Annotated in this window: 19 protein-coding genes and 2 tRNA genes; 13 read left to right on the top strand and 8 right to left on the bottom strand. The window is 40.4% G+C overall.

Annotated features, from left to right (window positions below; genetic code table 11):
- Window positions 1-4: 4 nt before the first annotated feature.
- Entirely contained in the window at window positions 5-1,117 is a 1,113-nt protein-coding gene (locus EWM59_RS04190) for an IS4 family transposase (RefSeq protein WP_130019099.1), read from the bottom strand.
- Between the two features lie 162 nt (window positions 1,118-1,279).
- The gene (locus tag EWM59_RS04185; protein WP_130019691.1) at window positions 1,280-5,254 is read right to left on the bottom strand and encodes an ELWxxDGT repeat protein; all 3,975 of its coding nucleotides are present in this window, start codon (window positions 5,252-5,254) and stop codon (window positions 1,280-1,282) included.
- 781 nt (window positions 5,255-6,035) lie between these two features.
- Here EWM59_RS04185 and EWM59_RS04180 point away from each other — a divergent pair.
- Window positions 6,036-6,109, top strand: a tRNA-Arg gene (locus EWM59_RS04180).
- Between the two features lie 16 nt (window positions 6,110-6,125).
- A tRNA-Arg gene (locus tag EWM59_RS27540) sits at window positions 6,126-6,228 on the top strand.
- A 73-nt stretch (window positions 6,229-6,301) separates the two neighbouring features.
- Here the strand turns inward: EWM59_RS27540 and EWM59_RS04175 are convergent.
- Both EWM59_RS04175 and EWM59_RS04170 read right to left on the bottom strand, forming a co-directional pair.
- Window positions 6,302-6,862: a dihydrofolate reductase family protein gene (locus tag EWM59_RS04175; RefSeq protein ID WP_130019690.1), complete on the bottom strand. Its 561-nt coding sequence runs from the start codon at window positions 6,860-6,862 to the stop codon at window positions 6,302-6,304.
- A 64-nt stretch (window positions 6,863-6,926) separates the two neighbouring features.
- Window positions 6,927-7,433, bottom strand: coding sequence for a VOC family protein (locus tag EWM59_RS04170; protein WP_130019689.1), 507 nt, complete (start codon window positions 7,431-7,433; stop codon window positions 6,927-6,929).
- A 217-nt stretch (window positions 7,434-7,650) separates the two neighbouring features.
- Here EWM59_RS04170 and EWM59_RS04165 point away from each other — a divergent pair, with 217 nt between their 5' ends.
- The 6 genes from EWM59_RS04165 (at window position 7,651) to EWM59_RS04140 (ending at window position 11,644) form a co-directional block, all read left to right on the top strand.
- Window positions 7,651-8,160, top strand: coding sequence for an SRPBCC family protein (locus tag EWM59_RS04165; RefSeq protein WP_130019688.1), 510 nt, complete (start codon window positions 7,651-7,653; stop codon window positions 8,158-8,160).
- Between the two features lie 201 nt (window positions 8,161-8,361).
- Complete coding sequence (locus tag EWM59_RS04160; RefSeq protein WP_229239272.1) at window positions 8,362-9,399, top strand: proline iminopeptidase-family hydrolase; 1,038 nt, start codon at window positions 8,362-8,364, stop codon at window positions 9,397-9,399.
- 209 nt (window positions 9,400-9,608) lie between these two features.
- Complete coding sequence (locus EWM59_RS04155; RefSeq protein ID WP_130019687.1) at window positions 9,609-9,929, top strand: ArsR/SmtB family transcription factor; 321 nt, start codon at window positions 9,609-9,611, stop codon at window positions 9,927-9,929.
- A 1-nt stretch (window position 9,930) separates the two neighbouring features.
- Complete coding sequence (locus EWM59_RS04150; protein ID WP_130019686.1) at window positions 9,931-10,398, top strand: SRPBCC family protein; 468 nt, start codon at window positions 9,931-9,933, stop codon at window positions 10,396-10,398.
- Between the two features lie 10 nt (window positions 10,399-10,408).
- A complete protein-coding gene (locus EWM59_RS04145) occupies window positions 10,409-10,786 on the top strand; it encodes a DoxX family protein (RefSeq protein ID WP_130019685.1) in 378 nt (125 codons plus the stop codon).
- A 288-nt stretch (window positions 10,787-11,074) separates the two neighbouring features.
- On the top strand, window positions 11,075-11,644 hold the full coding sequence (locus EWM59_RS04140) for a DUF4256 domain-containing protein (protein WP_130019684.1): 570 nt from the start codon (window positions 11,075-11,077) through the stop codon (window positions 11,642-11,644).
- A 217-nt stretch (window positions 11,645-11,861) separates the two neighbouring features.
- On the opposite strand, the gene katG is transcribed toward EWM59_RS04140, so the two are convergent.
- Window positions 11,862-14,138 (bottom strand): catalase/peroxidase HPI, encoded by a 2,277-nt coding sequence (katG, locus tag EWM59_RS04135; RefSeq protein WP_130019683.1) that lies wholly within the window; start codon window positions 14,136-14,138, stop codon window positions 11,862-11,864.
- A 513-nt stretch (window positions 14,139-14,651) separates the two neighbouring features.
- On the opposite strand from katG, the gene EWM59_RS04130 reads away from it, so the two are divergent.
- The 4 genes from EWM59_RS04130 (at window position 14,652) to EWM59_RS04115 (ending at window position 17,203) form a co-directional block, all read left to right on the top strand.
- Window positions 14,652-15,986, top strand: a complete 1,335-nt coding sequence (locus EWM59_RS04130; RefSeq protein ID WP_130019682.1) for a serine hydrolase domain-containing protein — start codon at window positions 14,652-14,654, stop codon at window positions 15,984-15,986.
- 84 nt (window positions 15,987-16,070) lie between these two features.
- Window positions 16,071-16,409 (top strand): potassium transporter KefB, encoded by a 339-nt coding sequence (locus tag EWM59_RS04125; RefSeq protein ID WP_130019681.1) that lies wholly within the window; start codon window positions 16,071-16,073, stop codon window positions 16,407-16,409.
- 57 nt (window positions 16,410-16,466) lie between these two features.
- Window positions 16,467-16,673 (top strand): hypothetical protein, encoded by a 207-nt coding sequence (locus EWM59_RS04120; RefSeq protein WP_130019680.1) that lies wholly within the window; start codon window positions 16,467-16,469, stop codon window positions 16,671-16,673.
- A 191-nt stretch (window positions 16,674-16,864) separates the two neighbouring features.
- Window positions 16,865-17,203 carry a potassium transporter KefB gene (locus EWM59_RS04115; protein WP_130019679.1) on the top strand — a complete coding sequence of 113 codons (339 nt, stop codon included), beginning with the start codon at window positions 16,865-16,867 and terminating at the stop codon, window positions 17,201-17,203.
- A gap of 108 nt (window positions 17,204-17,311) precedes the next feature.
- Here the strand turns inward: EWM59_RS04115 and EWM59_RS04110 are convergent, their stop codons facing one another.
- The 3 genes from EWM59_RS04110 to EWM59_RS04100 form a co-directional block, all read right to left on the bottom strand.
- A complete protein-coding gene (locus EWM59_RS04110; protein ID WP_130019678.1) occupies window positions 17,312-17,722 on the bottom strand; it encodes a hypothetical protein in 411 nt (136 codons plus the stop codon).
- Window positions 17,723-17,766: 44 nt separating this feature from the next.
- Window positions 17,767-21,282 carry a DEAD/DEAH box helicase gene (locus EWM59_RS04105; RefSeq protein ID WP_130019677.1) on the bottom strand — a complete coding sequence of 1,172 codons (3,516 nt, stop codon included), beginning with the start codon at window positions 21,280-21,282 and terminating at the stop codon, window positions 17,767-17,769.
- Between the two features lie 98 nt (window positions 21,283-21,380).
- A complete protein-coding gene (locus EWM59_RS04100; RefSeq protein WP_130019676.1) occupies window positions 21,381-21,926 on the bottom strand; it encodes a DNA-3-methyladenine glycosylase I in 546 nt (181 codons plus the stop codon).
- A 273-nt stretch (window positions 21,927-22,199) separates the two neighbouring features.
- Here EWM59_RS04100 and lepB point away from each other — a divergent pair, with 273 nt between their 5' ends.
- Entirely contained in the window at window positions 22,200-23,360 is a 1,161-nt protein-coding gene (lepB, locus tag EWM59_RS04095; protein WP_130019675.1) for a signal peptidase I, read from the top strand.
- Window positions 23,361-23,726 lie beyond the last annotated feature (366 nt).

Below are 23,726 nucleotides of genomic sequence, written 5' to 3'. Positions count from 1 at the left end.
TACTCTACCCGAAGATTTTTGTTAATTCCTTGTGATAGATGAATTGTAAATGAATCCACCTCAAAAAATCATATACAAGCATCTGACAAGTAGCTATAAAATTTTGTTTTTGTCTTTTTAGATTTACTCTGATATAATCTAAACCCTTTCTAAAGAAGCTATTAGCTTTATATCCATGTTTTTTGACTTTAATCATCTTTACTTTTTGATGGAGATATTGACCTGTTTTCAGTGCTATAGCTACAGCAATACTAACAAAAACCAACAATTTACTAAGTTTTTCGTTTCCTTTAATATGAGTAGTTTCTAAATCAAAGCCCCTTTGTTTGAAAGTTTGAAACAGAACTTCGATACACCACCTATGTCGGTAAAGATTTCCTAACTGCTTGGCTGGCAGATTACCTATCAGAAACAAAAAGTCTTTATTATCTAATTTCTTTAGCATAGTATTGCACCAGATTCCATCGACCAAACATGTTTCAAAGTAACGCTCCTGTTGATGGGACAATAAGTCGTTTATTGAACAAACAGCCCCATTCTTAAGTGTTATCAAATGGTTTTTAGGTAATCTCATACAGAAGTTTATCTGCCTGTCTTTTAGATACTTTAGCCATTGAATACCAATAAATTCCCTATCTCCAACTATCAAACCGATTCTATCCAAACCTATCACATCTACAATTGATTGTAATAAGTCACACCTGTCTTTACAATTACTATTACCTGAATTATTATCTAATAACTCCCAATACAATGGAATCCCTATTGAACCATTTTTGGCAACTATCATCAAAATATTGCATTGATAAATGCCGAAGTCCCATTCGGTTCTATCTATTGATAATTGAAGTTTACCTTTAGGTAAAAACATTAATAGTAAGAGACATACTTGCCTGTAATCGAAATCATAATCCTTAAAAAATGCCTGTATTCTACGTTCAACTGATTCTAATGTAGCTTCACTCTCAATGTGCAAGGCTATTTCTTTAAATTGCACCTTCCGGCTTTCGAGCATCCCTATCAGAAAATCACCAATGAATTTTTTCCTTGATAGATTCTTAGCAAGAGGTATTTTATCAAAAATCTTTATAATTTCGTCCCTAATGAGTTTTCTCATTCTAAAAGGTTGGTTTTGTTTGCTTGGTCGCTACAAAATTCAGCCTTTTTGTTTATAAATTAAAAATCTTCGGGTAGAGTAGTTTCCAACACTTAGATTAATATAATATCAGAATATGCAAAAGCCTTTTGCATATTCTGATATTATATTAATTGACGTACTCTAATAACAGGCCCTTATTTCGGTTTTAAATGTGCTTCTATATTCCACTGAAAAGCCAGGTTTAAGCGTAATAGACTTTCCGGCCTCAAATGTCACATTGGCAAACGGTGAAAAATCAGAATTACCGATTTTCTTGGCCGATTCTATGGTATTCAGGGCTTTAATCAGATTAGTGCCAGTAACTATATTAGAAGTCATTGTCACAGCAGAGCCAACTACATTTACCTCAACACTTGCTGCTCCGCCTGTACTGCATTGGGCAATGTAAGTGCTGGTAGTACCCGGACTGGCGACAATAGATGTTCCGGTCTGGCTGCTGGTGCCAAAAATCCAGGTAATGGTACCACTACAACCGCTTGCACTAAGGTTGACAGATGCACCGGGACAAATAAGTGGTTTGGCGGGAATGATGGTAATAAAACCCTGTCCTCCGCAATTATCAGCCTGTGTAATGGTAATACTGGTCTCGGAGCTTAGGCAACCCATTTCAGAAAGGCAATAGCCTTTATAAGTGCCAGGTGCGCTTACTATCCTGTTAACCTTGTTCAAAGGATTAGATGGAATATTAGTTAGGACTTGTTCGGTGCTCCAGTAAAAAGCATCAGCTAGTGATTCACATTGGCCTGTCAATAGGGAAAAATCACCTTTACAGATGGCTTGATTATCAGCCGTAATGCTCGCTACCGGCCTGGTTACATGCAGGTAGAATACATCTGATGAATCGCTGTTGCACCCGTCATAAGTGGCTACAACTTTAAACGCCTTGCTGGTAATGGGCGAAAAACTAATGGTTTGGCCGCTTAAGCCTCCAGACCAGTGATAAGTAGTCTGGACTGAAGAGCCGGTTGAACTAGCAGTGAGTGATGTTACTATATTGCTGCATACATCTTCTGCACCTGTAATGACAGGTTTATTAGGTCTGGATTTTACTTCAATTTCATTGGTAAGAACCCGGGAGCTAAAGCATATATTATTTATACATTCAGCTATGTAAGTAGCAGTAGCCACAGGATTTATCACGAGGCTATTTCCAATTCCAATGCTCTCTCCTGCGCTTACCGTACCTCCGCTTGCTGAAATATACCAGTTTACAGTACCTATGGCGCAGGTAGCTGTTAAATTGATGCTCTCTCCAATACAGATAGATGTTTTATTTACTGCTACACCGGTTGGTGCAGTGGGTTGTGCATTAACTGTTACCTGATTTGTAGCAACTCTGCTACTGAAACACTCGCCATTTACACAGGTGGCATAGTAAGTTGTATTTTCAGTTGGGCTTTGTAAAAGTGCGTTACCCGTTCCAATGGCTATTCCGCCGGTAGCCTGTGTATACCAATTAAGCATTCCAATTGAACAGGTAGCAGTTAAGGAAACACTTGTGCCACTACAGATTAGTGTCTTATCAACCGCAACATTCGACGGAGCATCAGGTTGCAACAAATATACTGTATGGCTGGTCGCCACTCTTCCTGATTCACAAATTCCATTCAGGCAAGTAGCATAATATGCACCGGATTTGGTAGGGGTATATACAAAGCCATTCCCTGTCCCGATAGTTGTTCTACTTGTGGCCTGGTTATACCAGACAATGCTTCCGCTGGCGCAGGTAGCGCTTAGAGTGATGCTGGTACCTGCGCAAACAACCAGACTACTAACAGAAACATTGGTTGGTTGCGAAGGCATAGCATGAGTTGATACAGGATTAGTAGCAATACGGGCACTTGCCAGATTACCGATTTCACAAGAGGCATAGTAGGTAGTGAGTGACGTCCTGATATAACTCAGATTATTACCTGTACCGATAGCTGTTCCACCGCTGGAGTCTATGTACCAGGTAATGGTTCCGACAGCACAAGTGGCAGTAAGTATAACAGGTGTTCCACTGCAAACAGCCGTGGCACTGACAGCCACACCTGTAGGCTCTGTAACTGTAAGACTATTGATGAAAAACCCACCGAATCCGGTAGTGGCAAAACTGACTTCCCAACGGTTAGCCGTACTATTCCATACAATATCTGTATCTTCAGGATTAATCGAATGGATGCTACCATTGTAAGTACCAGGCAGGCCTGTTCCATCAGATGAGTAACCCCTTCGTCTTTCAATCAATAAATTGCCAATGCCTGAGGCATCGCTGCTATTAACCGGAAGTTTAAAGGTATAGGCTGAAGTGGCTGCATTGTAGGCATCAAATTCAGCCTGGGTGAAGTACAGCGTTACAGTACCAGTAAGTGTAGTATCAGCAGATTCTGGTTTAATTTCATAATGGCGTTTCACATAAGTGGCCGGTGTGGTCGGCTCAATCCAGACAGCAGTTTCAATGTTTCCGTTTACAGGATTTGTGCCCGTTGCATTGACTTTGCTGATAAGATTATTGAATATATCACAATTGCAGGTTGTGGTGGTGTTATGAACCTGAGAATTAAACGTACTTGTTTTGTTTGTTTTGCTCACAGCAGGATTTGTATCGATACAGTTTCCAATACTCCAGAGCTCATTGCCATACGAAACGTTGTCTGCCACGCCACTGGCAGTGAAATATAGTTTACCATTGATATTAACAAACTGATTGGGCATGGAACTCGGAAGCCCCGAATTAATATCCTTCAGTAGTTTGGTACCAGCTGTTGTGCCATCACTTCTCCATAATTCAGAGCCAAGGGAACTGTCATTTACAGCCAAATACAACTGGCCATTGCCGCTGTCTGAGTCTTTAGTCAGCAATTCTATGCCCGGATAAAAATCTTTAATCATGACCGTTCCGGACAGGGTGCCATCTGTTTTCCACAAAGCTACCCCACCATTATATTCAGCCGTAAAATATAAAATATTATTCAGGATTGTCAGATAAGCCGGATTTGAGCCTGTGCTTCCATCAAAAATGTCTTTTACAATTGTTGTTCCGGTACTATCGCTTTTCCATAATTCACGGCCACTGGCAGGGTCATAAGCCACAAAGTACAAAGCCTTTTTGAAGACCGTAAAATCTGAGAGGTCTGCGCCGCCCGTACCTACATTTATATCTTTTACCAATACTGTACCAGGCCCTGTACCATCGGTTTTCCATAGTTCAAAACCATGCTCATTGTCATCAGCAATAAAATACAAATCATTATTCATAACCGTAAAACCTGATAATTCTGTGCCAGTAGTAGTACCTATATCTTTTAGCAGACTTGTACCTGTGCTATCGCTTTTCCACAATTCATAACCATGCACGCCGTCATCAGCCGCAAAATACAAAGCCTTTTTGAAAACGAATAAACCAGATGGGTTAGAGCCAGCGCCAGGTATTGAATTAATGTTTTCTACCAGCACTGTACCGGGCGCTGTGCCATTTGTTTTCCATAATTCATATCCATACTGATTATCAGTGGCAGAAAAATATAAAGTATTATTTAAAATCGTAAAACCATTAATGTTTGAATCTCCATTAGAATTAATATCTTTCAATAGTTGGGTGCCTGATGGCGTGCCATCACTTTTCCATAATTCAGCCCCATTTACCCCATCATTGGCTCTAAAGTAGATATTGCCCTCATAAACACTAGGACTGAATATATCTGCATCACCGGAAGGATTAATATCTTTTACCATATAGGTGCCGGTTGGTGTGCCATCGCTTCTCCATAATTCGCTCCCATTTGTTCCATTATTGGCTCTGAAATACACAATGCCATTATTTTGTAATAGAATTGTAATCTGAGAACCACTACTTCCCGGAAAAATATCTTTTATCAGTACAGTCCCGGTTTCAGTACCGTCAGATTTCCATAACTCTTCTCCATAATTTACTGTTTCAGCAGTAAAAAATAGCGTTCCATTTACATTTATCTGATTATTGATATTGGAAACAGCAGAACCTTCAAGAATGTCTTTAACCAGATAAGGTACCTGAGCAACAGTAAGGTGAGTAGCGAGCAGACAAAAGGCAACAGCAAGGCTTTTAGATAAGCGGGATAGAGGTTTTATCATCGGAGGATAGAATAGGTTTACAAAGACGGATATTAAAATCTAATTTTGTCCCATAAGGGTACTTATATAGTTTTACAGCTAAAATCAGCCCTAAAGATAATTAATTTCAGCACTATTTCATTCAATAAAAACTCTTATTTTTCTTTGGAAGAAGAATAATTTTTTTCAATAATAGAATTTATATCGAATAAGAGTTTATAGCATATGAATTTGAAAAAGCAGGCCGTATTCAATCAATTTTTAAGCAATTTACTCCGTAGATAAAATACAATTAGCTTATAATCAACACCTATTTAAAATCATCGGTTAGAGTAAATTTGAAATCTAGCTACTAAAATCTTATTCGATATAAACTCTCATAACAGCATCTTAATTTTTGTTATTAGATACGGATACACTATAATAAAATCCTTATTCTTATACTATATTAAAAGATCAGGAAAAGCATTAAGCTTCTATTTCCAAAGGAGTTGACAACAGTTTTACTATTATTCCTGATAGAGCGAGTTACCATATAAGATGCTAAAAGCCCTAGGTAAATCCTGTGCAGATAAAAAAACACTTACAAGAAAAATATAAGTGCTTGATTATCAGGTGCCCCCGGAGGGGCTCGAACTATCGACCCATTGATTAAGAGTCAATTGCTATATGAGGTTCATAGGTTCGAATCCTGCCGGGTTCACAATAAGCTCATGCAAAATTCATATTTTTTTTTAACGAGTTTTGAATCATAAAATGAAACTACTATATTTGCACCCACATTCGGGAAAACAACCGAAACGGATCCGTAGCTCAGCTGGATAGAGCAACAGATTTCTAATCTGTGGGTCGCAGGTTCGAATCCTGCCGGGTTCACAAGCCTTCTTATTGAGAAGGCTTTTTTTATGCCCAAAAGCAACAGATTTCTAATCTGTGGGTCGCAGACGGTCGGCCGCAGAACGTCTGCCGCTGCCGTTCGAATCCTGTCGGGTTCACAAAAGAGGTAGTCAAAATCAAATATGACTACCTCTTTTATTTGATAAATATTTCTAATCTGTTCCTCCAATCTCATTCCTTCACATACCGAAGCACAACACAGCCCGATGGGAAAACCTTTGATTCAATCAGATTTAATTGTAATGTCTCAGGTAAGCTCATGGTATCAAACAAACGTCTTCCTTCTCCGGCAACGAGTGGCTGAACAACCACAATAAATTCATCAACTAAACCGGATTCTACCAGTTGAGAAGGCAAATCAACCCCACCTAATAAAATATTCCCTCCTTCTTCCTGTTTTAATCGGCTGATTTCTGCTTGTGGGCTGGTGCGGACAATGGTCGTTTTTTCTCCATAGGCTTCCTGCAAGGTATGCGAAAAGACCACAATTTTGCCAACAGAATCAAATGCCTTGGCAAAATCGTTCATTTCTTGGGTGTCTCCTGACTGATTTTTTGCCATATCAGGCCAGAAAGGAACCATCAATTCATAGGTTTTACGACCATACACGAGTACGTCGGCCTCCTGCATGAGTTGGGCAAAAAATACATGGACATCTTCACCGCCTGTCTGTTTGGTGTGGTCGCAACAACCATCTATAGAAATATTTATTCCAAAAATTACTTTTCTCATATAGTTTCGAAGTTTTGATTTTCTTTCAATTGATAATTTTTAAAGTGTTGGGGGGTGATGCCTATCAGCCTTTTGTCATTTGCTCAATGGCAGCCCAGCCCTTTGGCGTAACACCCATAATTTCGGTGGCAACCCCTAATTTCTGATAGGTATCAAAAAATAGCATACGGGCAATCGGATGATCAACTTCACTGATAACTTCAAAGCCTTTTTCATGCAGACTACTCACCACTTGCTCAAAACTACTGATTGGTAAACGGTAAGCAAGGTGCTGTGTGCCACCTGTGGGATATTTAGCCAGATAATCGTGAAACATACTTTGGCCTGAAAGCGGCTGAATGAGCTCAACAAAAGTATGGCCGTTATAGGTTTGTGTAGTCAGCCAGTCGGCTTCTACAACCTTACCATAATAGCTCATGTTCAAATCCTGTGCTTTGATATATTCGGGCGGAGGGAATCCGGTTATGCCTAAAGTACCCGAAAGGAGTTTTACTGCGGCATCAATATCTGGAACTACCCAGCCAATCTGGGCAAGTTCAAGTCCGGCTGTGGGATTGTTATTGGTAGGCATATGTGTGTATTGAGTGTATATACAAAACTAAAACGCATGCCAAACTTATACAAGGGGCATTTGCGCCAACCTGAAGGTAATTTGAGACGCATTTTATAGCCTTACCTGACTGATTGCCTATAATATTCCACAAACCAATAGGGAATGATTACAGTGGTATAGTTTTTTGATCAGCTAATACAACAAGACCTTATTGTTAAACTAAAAACTTAAGAAAATGACAAAGGACTTAATATTTGACTTTACGGTAAATGAAGAAAATAATACCGTGAGTGTACAACGTGAATTTCCGGCAAATCTTGAGACAGTTTGGGATGCCTGGACAAAAGCCGGAATTCTGGATCAATGGTGGGCACCACAGCCCTGGCGTGCACAAACTAAACATTTTAATTTCAGCGAAGGAGGCATGTGGCTCTACGCCATGATTGGCCCTGAAAACGAAAAGCACTGGAGTAAAGCAGAATACGATAAAATTAAAGAGAAAAGATTTATTTCGTGGTCAGATGCCTTCTGTGATGAAGACGGAAAAGAAAACCCTGAAATGCCTCATTCTTTCTGGACAATTATTTTTAGCGAAGAAAACGGGCATGGAATGGTTGATGTTACCGTTCAGTACGAAAGTTCAGCAGATATGGAAGGGCAGTTGAATATGGGCTTTAAAGAAGGCTTTACGATGGGATTGGATAACCTCGAAGAAATGTTGAAGGAAAAAGATCCTCAATTTTAATAAAGGAAAACTACTTATAAGTCGCCAGTCATTGGCGACTTTTTTGTTTAAATAGCTATCTGAATATTACTTAGTGAATATGTATTGTTATATGTGTATAGCTGTTCCGGCACGCCTATATTGATATTTGAATAACCTATTCTTTGCAATGATTGTAGTGGTTTTTTATATATTTGTATCATTCAACCAAACGCTACCACTATGATAAAAAAACTCCTGTTTCTTACCTTATTTGTTTGTATGGCAGTTTATTTAAGCAGTTGCCAGAATCATACCTCAACGCAGGATCATATCTTAACGCAATATTTTAAAGATACTACTTCTGGTATTAAATCGGGGGGTATTCAGATGGTTACAATTAATAGCCCTAAAGGGAACTTTAAGGTCTGGACAAAGAGAATTGGCAATAACCCAAGCATTAAACTATTGGTACTTAATGGCGGGCCGGGTGGTACCCATGAATACTTTGAGTGTATGGAGAGCTTTTTGCCTGTTGAGGGTATCGAACTGATTTACTACGACCAATTAGGGTGCGGAAATTCTGATAACCCCAAAGATACAACTTTCTGGCAATTGCCCCGCTTCGTAGAGGAATTAGAACAGGTACGGCAGGCATTAAAATTAGACAATACCAATTTTTATCTCTTGGGCCATTCGTGGGGGGGTATCTTAGCAATGGAATACTCGCTGAAATATCAGCAACACATCAAAGGACTGATTATCTCAAATATGATGAGCAGTTGCCCCGATTATGGCAAATATGCAGACAGTGTACTGGCTCCGCAGTTCGACCCGAAAATACTTGCCCGTATCCGTGAGATAGAAGCGAAAAAAGATTTTACAAACCCTGAATATATGGAGTTACTGATGCCCAATTTCTATGCCAAACACATCTGCCGGATGCCGGTTGACCAATGGCCGGAGCCCGTAACACGAACATTCGGCAAGATGAATAATTCGCTGTATGTAACCATGCAAGGGCCAAGCGAGTTTGGGATAGGAGGGAATCTGGCAAACTGGGACCGTAAAGCCCAACTGAAAAATATTACGGTGCCTACATTGGTGATTGGTGCCAAGCATGATACGATGGACCCTAACCACATGCAATGGATGAGTACACAGGTGCAGAATGGTAGTTACCTTCTCTGCCCTAATGGCAGCCACATGGCTATGTGGGACGACCAGAAAACTTATATGGAAGGACTTATTAAATTCCTGAAGGCGACAAGCGACGGATAGAAAAAAGTGTCTTTGTAGGTCATCTGGGTTTCTGATACAGCTTAGGTCAAAAAGCCTTCTCAGAAATGAGAGGGCTTTTTAATTTTCTTTATAACCAAGAGAACAAAATTAACTGATTCCAGAAAAATCAATAAAACTTCAAAAAAAACTGCTGAAAAATTTGCGTAGTTAAATGGCTACATATATATTTGTAGTCAAATGACTACATAATGAATTTAAGACGAGACGTTTTTCAGGCAATAGCAGACCCCACACGCAGGGCTATTATTTTATTAGTGGCTTCGCAGTCTATGACCGCAGGAGCCATAGCCGCTAACTTTGATACAGCAAGACCTACGGTATCGAAACATTTACAGATACTTACCGAGTGCGAACTGCTTCAGCAGCAGCCAAATGGCAGAGAAATGTATTATCATATTAATCCTGAAAAAATGAATGAGATAGCTGACTTTATTGAGGCGTTCCGCAAGCTATGGGATGACCGATTCAACAAACTGGAATCTATCATGAAAAAATATAAAAACAGCTAATATGGAACGAAAAACAAAAATACAGGCTGAAGATGGCAAACAGGAACTAACCATTACAAGGGAGTTCGATTTGCCTTTAGCGTTACTTTTCAGAGCTTATGTAGAACCCGAAATTGTGGAACAATGGATGGGAACAAAAGTGCTGAAATTAGAAAATAAAAAGCATGGCAGCTGGCAGTTTCAGACCAGCGATGCGCAGGGAAATGTGCTATTAAGGTCAGGAGGGGTAATTCATGATTTTGTTCCGGATAGTAGAATTGTGCGGACATTTGAAATGGAGAATACTCCTTTTGATGTTCAGCTCGAATTTCTGGATTTTGAGAAACTCACCGACGATACCTGTAAACTCACCATGCACGTGGTGTATAAATCGGTTGCCATGCGTGACCAGATGCTGAAATTGCCCTTTTCGCAGGGTATCAATATGGCGCATAACCGTTTACAAAATGTAGTAAGTAAACTAATCTAATCAACATCTCATGACAAAAACACAAAAAATTACCTATTGGGTTGCCACCGTCTGGTTGGCGTTAGGAATGGCCTCAACCGGAGGCGTTCAGCTTATTCATCTGAAAGAAGAAACAGAGATGATGAACCGCCTCGGGTATCCTGTATATTTTTTGACACTATTGGGCATCTGGAAATTGCTGGGTGTAATAGCCGTGCTTGTTCCTAAGTTTGCATTGGTAAAAGAATGGGCTTATGCAGGTTTTTTCTTTGCCATGTCAGGGGCAGTGTATTCTCACATTGCTGTTGGCGATACTGCTAAAGAGCTTTTCGGACCGTTGTTATTAATTGTCCTGACTGCGGTCTCGTGGTATTTCAGACCAGCCGACAGAAAACTTAGCCCTCAATAAAATGAATCCTAAAGTTGATTTCTTTTTTTATGAATTCATGCCAGTACAAACAATTATAAGAGTATGTTTAAATTTTGTTTTTCTGACCGCGCGGCGGCCGCCGAAAGAATAAGATTTTTTAGTTAGGCAAGGCGTATTTTGCAGATGTAGCCATCGGACCGCCGAAGCGGCAGCTACATCGAAAAAATGCAACGCAGCATAACTGAAAAAGCGGACGCCGCGCGGATATTCTTGTAGGTCGAACAATAATTTTTAAACATACTCTAAACCATTCAACACAATAAACTGATGAAAAATACGAATAAACAGGAGCTATCAACAGAAGAGCAGGAAGAATTACTGAAAACTTTGAAAACCCGTTTTGAGAAAAACATGAAACGCCATGCAGGTATTGAATGGATGAAAGTACAGGCAAAACTGGAAGGCAATACAGAAAAACTCTATTCTATCAATGAAATGGAAATGACCGAAGGAGAGCCGGACGTAATTGGCTATGATGAAAAGACCGGAGAATATCTTTTTTGTGATTGCTCGCCCGAAAGCCCCAAAGGACGCAGAAGTATTTGTTATGACCATACAGCATTGCAGGCAAGAAAAGAACATAAACCGGCAGATAGTGCTATGAACATGGCAGCCGATATGGGCATTGATTTGCTGACAGAAGAACAGTATAAGGCTTTACAGGAACTCGGAAGTTTTGATTTAAAAACATCAAGTTGGATACAAACCCCTGCTGAAATCAGAAAATTAGGTGGTGCCCTCTTTTGTGACCGTCGGTATAATCACATATTTACCTATCATAACGGCGCCGATTCGTACTATTCTGCCAGAGGATTCAGAGGTATGTTGAGGGTTTGAGTTGGTGGGAGGAGTTAAATAAAAGGAGGTTGTCTCAAAAGTTTACCAAGCCAAATATTATTTGGTAAAAAATTCTCCTCACCCTCTAAATCTCCCTCTCCCACGGGAGAGGGAGACTTTTAGCCCCTCTCCTTTTCCAGGAGAGGGGTTGGGGTGAGGGTCTTTTCCAAACAATATTTGGTGCAATTTCCTTTTGAGACACCATTCTGATTCCTTATCAAGCTAAATCAAATCTGTCAAGATTCATTACTTTGGTCCATGCGGCTACAAAGTCTTTCACAAATTTTTCCTGTGCATCAGCACTTCCGTAAACTTCGGCAATGGCTCTTAGTTCTGAGTTAGAACCAAATACTAAATCTGCACGGGTTGCTGTCCATTTTTTCTCTCCGGTGGCACGGTCGGTGCCTTCATACAATTCTCTGTCTTGCGATGCCGCTTTCCATGCAGTACTCATGTCGAGCAGATTGACAAAGAAATCGTTACTAAGCACACCAGGGCGAGAAGTAAAAATACCATGCTGAGAACCATCAAAATTAGTATTCAAGGCACGCATACCACCTACTAATACCGTTAATTCAGGCGCAGTTAAAGTAAGCAATTGCGCTTTGTCTATCAATAATTCTTCGGTCGAAACACGAATCTGTGATTTGCGGTAATTGCGGAAACCATCAGCTAATGGTTCTAAATACCCTACTGATTCCACATCTGTTTCTTCCTGCGAAGCGTCCATACGTCCGGCAGTAAACGGAACCGTGATTTCCTGTCCGGCATCTTTGGCTGCTTTTTCAATACCTGCGGCACCTGCCAGCACAATCAGGTCGGCTATCGACACTTTTTTGCCATCGGCCTGTGCACCGTTAAATTCTTTCTGAATAGCTTCTAATATGCCCAATACTTTTTGTAACTGTGTCGGGTTATTGACACGCCAGTATCTTTGCGGAGCCAGACGAACACGGGCACCATTAGCACCTCCACGTTTGTCAGACCCACGGAAAGTAGAAGCTGATGCCCACGCCGTAGATACCAGTTCTGAAACGCTCAACCCTGATTCAAGTATTTTGGCTTTCAAAGAAGCCACATCGGCATCGTCTACCAATACGTGGTCAACCGCAGGAATCGGGTCTTGCCATAGCAATACTTCTTCTGGTACATCAGGACCCAGGTAACGGGCACGAGGACCCATATCACGGTGAGTTAATTTAAACCAGGCACGGGCAAAGGCATCGGCAAAGGCATCAGGGTTTTCAAGAAAACGTCTTGATATTTTTTCGTAAACCGGGTCGAATCTTAACGCTAAGTCGGTGGTAAGCATGGTTGGTAAATGCTTTTTGGCACCATCATACGCATCAGGTATAATGCTATCTGCATTTTTGGCTACCCATTGGTGCGCACCTGCCGGACTCTTGGTGAGTTCCCACTCAAAACCGAAAAGGTTTTCAAAGAAATTATTACTCCATTGAGTTGGCGTAGTGGTCCAGATTACTTCAAGCCCACTGGTAATGGTATCAGCACCTACACCAGAACCATAGCTGTTTTTCCATCCAAAGCCCTGCAATTCAACATCGGCAGCCTCCGGCTCTTTGCCTACGTGCGACGACGGAGCAGCACCATGCGTTTTACCAAAGGTATGTCCACCGGCTATCAGGGCAACGGTTTCTTCATCATTCATGGCCATACGCCCAAAAGTATCACGAATGTCTCTGGCAGCCGCAATAGGGTCAGGGTTTCCGTCCGGGCCTTCAGGGTTTACATAAATCAAACCCATCTGTACGGCTGCCAATGGTTTTTCTAAATTACGGGTATGCATATCTCCATCAGCATTATCATCTGACGATACTACGCCGTGCTCTTTCGGTACACCATCTGAACCATGCGCATAACGCAAATCACCGCCTAACCAGGTTCTTTCTGAGCCCCAGTACACATCTTCGTCCGGCTCCCATGCATCGGCACGCCCACCTGCAAAACCAAAGGTTTTAAAGCCCATTGATTCTAAAGCGATATTACCTGTAAGAATCATTAAATCTGCCCATGAAATTTTACGGCCATATTTCTGTTTGATAGGCCACAGTAAACGGCGGGCTTTGTCAAGGCTTACGTTATCAGGCCAGCTATTCAGCGGAGCAAAACGTTGTTGCCCAGAGCCACCACCTCCACGGCCATCAGTTACCCGATACGTACCTGCACTATGCCAGGCCATACGGATAAACAAAGGGCCATAATGCCCGAAATCGGCAGGCCACCAGTCTTGAGAGTCTGTCATCAACGCATGAAGGTCTTGTTTTACTGCTTCAAGGTCAAGGCTTTTAAAGGCTTCGGCATAGTCAAAATCGGCCTCCATCGGATTTGATTTTGAAGAGTGCTGGCGCAGAATATTCAGTTTAAGCTGATTAGGCCACCAGTCACGGTTTCTGGTGCCGCCACCACCCGTATTGCTTGTCATGGTACCGTTATGAAACGGACACTTGCTGATATCGCCTGATTCTTTTTCCATTTTTCGTAAGAAAGTTTATAGATTTTGTGAATACTTAAGTTGTACTAAAAGTCTGAGGGTGTAAAGGTATAATCTTAGGTATAATAATCAAAATCGAATAATTCTATAGTTTGATAGATGAAATCTATATTTAAGACCCCTCTTATGATTAACGACAGATTTGTAAAGGTATATTTACTTCAGATGTATTCTTATGACTATACGCATGAAGGCATCTATAATAATTCTGACTCAAGATTTTAACAGCAAATAATTGAAAAACTAAATCTTTAAAATAAAGCAGTAGAGACAAATTGAAAATAGTTGAAAATTTTTTCTCAAATTACTTTTAAATACAAAGTACTTTCAATTACCTTTGTCCTGTCATTCAACAGATAGGAGAGTAAGCGGAATAAAAGAGAGAAGGAAAGCAGAGAGAAAAACAGATTTCAGACCCAAAGCATTCATATAAAAAAGCATTACAGTACTTTAAATAAAGCTCAAACGCTGCCTGTCAGCAGTTTATCTCAAATTATGAAAAAGCTATTTTTTACCATTTCTCTGACCATGCTACTTTGCAACCTGACCTACGGGCAGTCGTTCGACAAAGCAAAACTCGACCAGTTTTTTGACCGTCTTGCCGAAAAAAACAAGGCTATGGGTACTTTCGTGATTGCTAAAAATGGCGAAGTACAATATAGCAAGGCTATTGGCTACAGCCACATTAATGGCAATGAAAAGAAACCTTCAAGCCTTCATACACGGTATAGAATTGGTTCGATAACCAAAATGTTCACGGCTGCGGTGCTTATTCAGCTTGTGGAAGAAGGAAAACTAAAACTCACCGATACTATTGATAAATTTTTTCCACAGATTCCCAATGCCCAGAAAATTACCATTCTGCAGATACTCAGGCATCGCAGTGGTATTCCGAATATCAAGCGTGAACAGAATGCAAAGGAAAATGTGAATACAACACCGATGACCAAAGAAGAAATGCTTGCGCTCATCACCAAAGCCACGCCTGATTTTGAACCGGGTACTAAACATGTGTACAGTAATTCGGCTTATCTGGTTTTAGGACTTATTCTGGAAAAGGTAACGGGCAAACCCTATGCAACCCTTGTTGAAGAAAGAATCTTTTCAAAAATCGGTCTAAAAGATACTTACATCGCTACCGGAAATATTGATGCCAGCAAAAATGAAGCACTTACTTACATGAACCTTGGGGGCGAATGGAAACCGGTAGCCGAAACTCATCCGAGTATTTTATTCAGTGCAGGAGCTATTATCTCTACACCAGTCGACATGGCAAAATTCATTCAGGCATTGTTCGATGGTAAAATAGTATCCAATGAGAGTCTTGAACAGATGAAAACCATTGTAGATGGCGATGGCTTGGGCATGGAGCCTTTCACCTTTGCCGGAAAGACTTTCTATGGACATACAGGCGGTGCCGACAACTATGGCGCATGGCTGGCTTATCTACCCGAAGAAAAACTGGTGGTGGCCTACGCTACTAATGCTAAGGTTTATCCGGTAGGCAATATCATGAACGGAGCAACAGATATTTATTACAATAAACCATTTCAGATTCCTGCGCTCGAATCAGTCTCAGTCAGCCGTGAAATACTTGAAAAATATGCCGGAGTATATGCAACACCGGAAGCCCCTGTGAAATTTACCGTTACTACAGACGGCACTACTTTGTTCTTTCAACCACCCAACTCAACCGCTGTGGCGCTTGAAGCCGTAACACAGGAAAAATTTCAGATTGAGGGGGCGGTAGTAGTAGAATTTGACCTTGCCAAAAAGCAGATGACAGTAAAACGCCGTAACGGAGAAAGAGTTTTTACAAAAGAAAATTAAGTAAAACGGATTGTTAATCCGTTGCGTTTAAAGTTCGATTTAAGTACTGGAAAATTTACAAATCAAATATAAACTTACAACATTATGACAGCGAAAAACAATTTAACAGCACAGCCATCTAATTCGGCTTTATTAATCAAACGGGTATTAACTGGAGCCGCAATCGGTTTGGCCTTAATTGCGCTATTTATATTACCCATTAAAACACCACATCCTGAATGGGGACCGTATTGGATGGTAAGACCCTTTATTGTTACACCATTGGCTGGTGCATTGGCCGGGTTATGCAACCATTTGCTCGATTTTCTTCGTAACCAGGGTGGGTCAAAAAAGATATTGGCTAATGTTTTAATGGTTATTATTTACCTGATTGGTCTCTGGATGGGCATGGTAGCAGGGCTTGACGGTACTTTATGGGATTAATCACTGTGTCAATAAATGATATAAATCAATGGTTCAATCTTTAAAAAAAATACAATTATGAAAAACATGGCAGGTAAAATCACAGGATTTATTATCGGAATGGCCGGGTTTCTGTTTCTGTTCAAAATATTAGTTATCGACAGAACATCGCCTGATGACGAACTGGCACCCGGTGCAGTAGTTATTATTTCGGTTATCAGCGGTTTGTTATTTGGGTTTGTAGGTAATCTAATACAGAACTACTTCAGAAAAAGCAGAGTTTGATGCCTACAAATATTCAATAGAGTTTAAAGACAATCAACCAGATAAAAACATGTATACTACTATACAATTTTAATAATAGGACTAAACAGGAACGCTTAGTTAATTTTTCACTTTAACAAATTGTGTAACATTGTGACTTTTGTGTACATCGTGGCAAAATTGTATAGTAATATAAAAAACATTATAAAATTATGACAGCGAAAAACAATTTATCAGCACAGAATTTTAATACCCCATTGTTAATCAGGCGCGTACTCATTGGTACTGCTATCGGGTTGGCCGTAATACTTTTTTTTGTATTAAGAGTAAATCCGAATCATCCTGACTGGGGACAATACTGGTTAGTTCAACCCTTAATTGTTACCCCTTTGGCAGGAGCGGCCGCAGGTGTATGTAATCATTTTCTTGATTTTCTTCGTGTTCAGGGAAGCACCCAAAAAATAATAGCCAATATACTGGCAGTGCTTATCTATTTAGTAGGTTTATGGATGGGCATTGTTTTAGGTTTGCATGGCACTATGTGGAATTAATGCGGTGGTTCTGTAGTTTAAATCCAGTCGTATCAGCTCTTTCAGCAATGGGAGGGCTTTTTTTGTTAGTTAACTATGGGAAATTTCTAAAAATAAAAAGGTTGTTTATCAAGTACTGGCTGATAATAACTGGTAGGTCTTATATTCAATAATAGACAAACATACAATCACCACAATTTCTAAAAGAAAATAAGAAATACCCAAAACAGTCAGGTTTCCGTAAAAATAACAAACCAAACCAAGAGTGAGGCAAGAGTAAAAGATATTGGCAAAAACAATGAGTTTTAAGAAAAGCCGATAATGGTTTGTGATGAAAAAATAACAGGCAAAAGAATAACACATATACACCAAACCGATTGCTGCTAACACATAAACTATGTGCCTAGGCATGGCAAAGTATGCCTCAAAATTTGCCAGAATAGTAGCTAAGATAAGTGTAGTTAAAAAGCCTCCGACACTGTCTATCAGAAAAATCTTTTTAGGTATGGCAGATAGTTTTGCAGCCAGTAGTTCAAACATACTATTTATAGTTAAGGCATAAACTTCACTCAATCAGAAACAAATTATCCGTTCATCTTAAACAAATCCTTGATTTCCTTATTACTCAGGTTGCCTATCCAGCTTTCGCCTGTGGCAACTGTCATGTCGGCAAGGGCTTTCTTGGCTTGAATCATTTCATTGATGCGCTCTTCAAAGGTATTTTTAGTAATAAGCCTATGCACCATGACATTACTTTTTTGTCCGATACGGTAAGCCCTATCGGTAGCTTGTGCCTCCACAGCCGGATTCCACCACAAGTCATAATGAATGACATGGTTGGCAGCAGTCAGGTTTAAGCCTGTTCCGGCTGCTTTTAAAGATAGTACAAAGATTTTATCGGCATGGTTGGTCTGAAATGCCTCAACCATTTCTTTTCTTTCTTTGATGGTATTGCCTCCATGATAAAACAGGGGTCTTTCAGCATACCGTTCTTCAATAAAATGTCTGAGCATTTTACCCATTTCAGTAAACTGACTAAAAATCAGCACCTTTTCATTGCTTTCAACAATGCTGTCGAGTTTATCAAAAAGAAGGGCTAATTTGCCACTTTGTGAAGAATCCCACTGCTTGTTTTTTAAGAATTGTGCCGGATGATTACAGATTTGTTTCAACGCCAGAATCATCTGTAATACCAGACCCTGACGCACAAACAAGCCTTTTTTATCTGAATCATCAATCATCTCAATTTCTTTCATGGCTTCTTCCACCGTCTTTTCATAAAGGCTTGCCTGCTCTCTGGCCAAGGTGGCAAAACTGTCAATCTCTATTTTATCCGGTAAATCGCTGATAATGGTTTTATCTGTTTTCAGGCGGCGCATCATAAACGGAGCCGTCACTTTTTTCAGGGTTTCGGCTACATCGGTATCATTATAAACCTCAATAGGCATACCATAGGTTTCCTGAAACTCTTTCTGATTGCCCAGTAAACCACGGTTACTAAAATCTATAATGCTCCAGAATTCGCTCAGACGGTTTTCAATGGGTGTTCCGCTCATGGCAATAAAACTGTCGGCACCAATACTTTTAATGGCTTTTGCCTGCGCAGTATCCTGATTTTTTATGTGCTGTGCTTCGTCTATGACTAACGAATGCCACGACTGTTTTTTCAGCAGGGTTGCTTCGGTTCGGGCAATGCCATAAGACGTAAGCAAGATGTCAAAGTTCTCTCCGATTTTCCGGTTAGTGCCATGAAAAACCTGAACCTTTAGCATAGGGGCAAATTTCTCTATCTCGGCCTGCCAGTTAGTCAGCAATCCGGTTGGCGCAACCACCAGTACTTTTTTCCCATCAAGCAAGCCTTCTTCCTTGTATTTCAGCAAAGTCGTAATTACCTGTAAGGTTTTACCAAGACCCATATCGTCGGCAATTACAGAGCCAAACCCAATCTGTGCATTTCTATACATCCAGGCAAATCCTCTTTCCTGATAAGGTCGCAGGTTGGCGTTTATATGTTTAGGCAATGGCACTTCTTTTACCTCTGATAATTCTTTGATTAAAGCACTTACCTCGTCTGTCAGGCTTATTTTAGCCCCATAATACTCTCCACTTAAAGCTACACGCAGCAGTTCAAAAGCAGATAACTCTTTATCGGCATTGAAATGTTTGTAGAGTTTTTCAAGGTCTTCTTTGCCGGCATAGACATACTGCGATTTGTATTTGATTAAGGTGTCTGATTTTTTCAGCAGTTTTTTAAATTCTTCCTGACTCATGAAAGTATCTCCGATTGCTACCTGCCAGTCAAAATCGAGTAACTGGTCTAACCGCAGGAATGACCTGCCTTTTTTCGCTTTCAGTTGCAGGCTTACCTTAGGTTTCAACAATTCTTTCAGCGACTTTGGCAATAGTATATCAATAGCTAACAGCTCAATAACCGGAATCATTTTCAGCAAAAAAGGCGTAAAAACCTCATTTTCCATGAGGATAGGTTGTTCGCCCTGACTATTAATATACGCATCAAGCCCCTTTATAAATGGGCTGAGTTGGGTAATTCCCTGTAAGATTTCAAACCGATGCTTGTCGAATTTTTTAAGTGTCAGAATCTGGTGCAGAGATACTGCTCCGTCCCACAATTTATCGGTAGAGTCAACATTGATACTAACCCTGAAACGGTCGCCGTTGGTTTCTTCAACTACGAGTTGAAGTTTATAATTACCCGATGATAAATAATATTTTTGCAGCCATGCCTGTATTCCCCCACTCAAAGCCTCCTCGCCAGGTTTTCTGAAATCATACCTTTTTCGTTTAAAGAAAAGATTTATGTATAAATCGTCAGGGATTTTATCAACCAGAACCGAGATTAAATCGGTGATAAAAACAGAAAGCAGATTGAGAGAAAGGTTTTTGCTGATACCTTTTTCGTTGGTTTTATCCTGCCATACAAAAATATCAGGCGGGGTAATGTGTTCGACTTTTTCTATCAATGTCCGAACCTCTTTGTTAAGCATGGCAGGCAACCAGCGTATCAGGTATTGCTTGTCAGACAGTTGTAGAATCTGCGGCACTACTGCTCCATTACTTATCAGATGCAGCGCCAGTTGAAAATACGTATGAAGCGCAGCTACAGATGGCTGGTAGTCAGGAATCTTGTTAGCCGGAATCTGCGAAAGGGGTGTCAACAACTGATAAAAAATAAAAGCATGATTGTTGAATAGTGCTTTAGGCTGATGGTCGGTATCAATCCTGATTTCAATACGGGTATGCTTGTCAATGGCAAGTGGTGAGGCTGTTCTGAAATGGCGAATCAAGTCGTCCATTTCCAGTTTACCTTGCAATAGTTTCTGGGCATTTTTAATGGCATACCCTAAATTAACTCTGTATTTTTCTTTAAAATCAGTTTTTTCGGTATAAAATACGGGATTATCTGAAAGCAGTGTCAGCAAAGGCTCATGCACAGATGGAATGGTGCTGTAGGCAAGTTTCTGATACGCATTTTCAGCATTGAAAACAGGTTTCTTTGCTTTTTTTACATTTTTATCAAAATACAGGCTTTCAAGTGTAGAGATGGCTACATTGTCTTTCGAAACAAAATTGCCGAGTTTATTCATTTCGGCAAGCAAATCCATGCCATGCAACTCAAATATAACAAAAGGGTTATTGTCTATTTCAACACTCGTTTTAAAGATAACAGCCGCCAGATGCTTACACGGAACAGCCGAGTCAGGACAACTGCACTGCATTTTTAGGTCAGACCATTGTCTCGGAAAAACCTTTAACCCTAATCGTTCGGCAATAGCCAATACTTCAGGGTCTAATTCACGATTGAGTAGTTTTGAGATAATAACAGGTCTTAGAGCCAGTTGCTCCATGAAAGACCGCCGTTGCAAATCAGTAAAAGGTGGCAGAACAATAGCTATGTTGTAAGGCTTTGGGCGACTACCCTGTACTTTGGCAAAAATCTGGTTATCAACCAGTTCAATTTTTTTAACTGAACCATTGCGGGCATACGTGCTACCCCGTGGAATCCGGTTGCCATAATCAATATTTTTTAAAGAGTTAAGCCATTGCTGTCCCCACCAGGTTTTTCCGAATGTCTGCGCCATACTGAAATGCTAAATGCCCTTATTTTGAGAAAGGTTTTATCGATAATAATGGGGCGCAAATTACCAATTTTTCAGCGTAGGGCAAATCATCATTCGCTTTATGTACTCCAGAGCGGCTTCTCTGCTAAAATCTTTTCATGAACAGGGCAGGAGGCGGTATGGGCACCCGGCAGATAGCCGATGCTCATCAGGAACTCGTTCACTATTTCGCCGCCTGTGAATCTGAAAGTTTTCTTAAACAGTTTTACCCATTCATCTTTGCTGCGGGGATGGTTGGCTTCCAGCCATTTTTCAAACGAGCCGTGCGATTGCTGTAAGGTCAGAATGGTTCTGGCGTTTTCAATAGCGGCATTGATTTTCAATCGGTTTCTGATAATTCCGGCATCAGCCATCAGTCTTTCACGGTCGGCTTCGGTGTAATTAGCTACCATTTCAATATTGAAATTATCGTAGGCAGACCTGAAAGACTGTTCTTTACGTAGAATGGTCTCCCAACTCAAACCTGCCTGATTGATTTCTAATATCAATCTGCCAAAAAGCTCGTTATCATCATGTATCGGGAATCCGTAGTGATTGTCGTGGTAGTTTTTATGTAATTCTTTCTGCGCACCACTCATGCGCTCAATCGCAAAGCAATAAGACATTTGTGTATAAGGTTTTAGCAGGCAAAAATAGACAGAATAATAGCATGATAGCTACACAAAATGTGGAGAATTATTGACATCCGCCCCATCAGGTCCAGAAACCTTTGTACCATTTGGTTTCTTAATGATTGCTTTATCCTTAAAAACGCATTGTTATTCTACAGTAGAGTTGTTATTGAATGGTTAAATATCAGCCCGTTAATAATATTTTCTGCGCAACTAAACCATTCAGAAGGTTGGCTGTCAAAGCCAGACAATCTTATTTAAAAGCGAATGACCGACAAGACCTCTACCGCAGAAATTCCAAAACCGCCTGTAAAAGCACCCAAAAAGAAAACCCCATTCAGAGAGTGGCTCGACTCCGTTGTGTTTGCCGTAGTGGCTGCCTCGCTCATCAGATGGCTGTTATTTGAACCTTACACCATTCCAAGTGGCTCAATGGAAGGTACCTTGCTGACCGGAGACTACATTTTTGTAAGTAAATTTCATTACGGCACCCGTACCCCAAAAACCATTTTACAAGTTCCGCTTACCCATCAGAAAATCTGGTTTACAGAAATTCCTTCTTTTCTTGACTGGATTCAGTTACCCCAATACCGCTTACCCGGTTTTACCAAACCCAAAAATGGCGATGTAATTGTTTTCAATTATCCGGGTTGCCCCGAGAGGCCTGATGAATTTGGCGGTTATGATAAGTATCCTGTTGATTTGCGAACCAACTATATCAAGCGTTGTATCGGTACGCCCGGTGATGCTGTTGAAATGCTGGAAGGTCAGGCCTATGTAAATGGAAAGGTTTTCAGTAATACTGCCGGAATGCAGATGGAGTACGAAATTGAAACCAATACACAGGTAAACGATAAGGTCTTTCAGAAATACGGCATTACCGAATTTGGTCAGGAGATAAGCGCAGAAGATAAAACCATTTATCTGGTAAAAGCCACCGAACAAGCTGTAAAAGACATGAAAGGACTGGACTTTGTGAAGAACATCAGTCCGTTGGTGCAAGCCAAAGCAGATACTACTAATCCCAACTACAATACTTTTCCTTATAACTCACGCCTGTTCCCATACAATCGTGACAATTTCGGGCCTATCATAGTGCCGAAAGCAGGTGTTACGATTCAGTTAGATGAAAAAAATATTGCCATGTATAAGGGCATCATTACAACGTTCGACGGTAACGATGATGCCAAATACCTCAACGGGCAGATTGTGCTCAATGGCAAACCTATTACTTCTTATACCTTTAAGCAGAATTATTATTTCATGATGGGCGATAACCGTCATGGCTCTGACGACTCCCGTTTCTGGGGCTTTGTACCCGAAGACCACATTGTAGGCAAAGCAGTTTTTGTCTGGATGTCGATTGACAAAGATGGTACTTTTCTGAATAAAATCAGATGGAAGCATTTGTTTAGCATTATTCGTTAGTCAGAAAATTTCACAAGTGTGTTTCAAAGTGGATTGAAACACACTTGAGAAATATAATCTCTTATCGTTCGGCTGAATATATATCCGTAACGGAGTTATCAGTCGTTGTGTCAGTCGGGGGCGCCCAGCCGGGGGCGCCCAGCCGTTCTCTGAACGGTATCTTCTAACTAAACCTGATTTTGACCGAATTATAGCTAATGTCTCATCAGCTTTTTTGATGACAATTTTAGGAAATTTCCATGATTATAATCGTTTTTTACCGTTCTTTTACTGCATCTAAGAAAATTAATTTGTTTAAATGTTTACTTTTACGTATAAAGAACGACTAACACTACGATTGATAACCCAAGAGATAGTTAACAGATC

It is taken from the genome of Emticicia agri, from assembly GCF_004168285.1.
Lineage (GTDB): Bacteria > Bacteroidota > Bacteroidia > Cytophagales > Spirosomataceae > Emticicia > Emticicia agri.
Note: the sequence above shows the minus strand (reverse complement) of the source record. Positions and strands in the feature narration are given on the sequence as shown.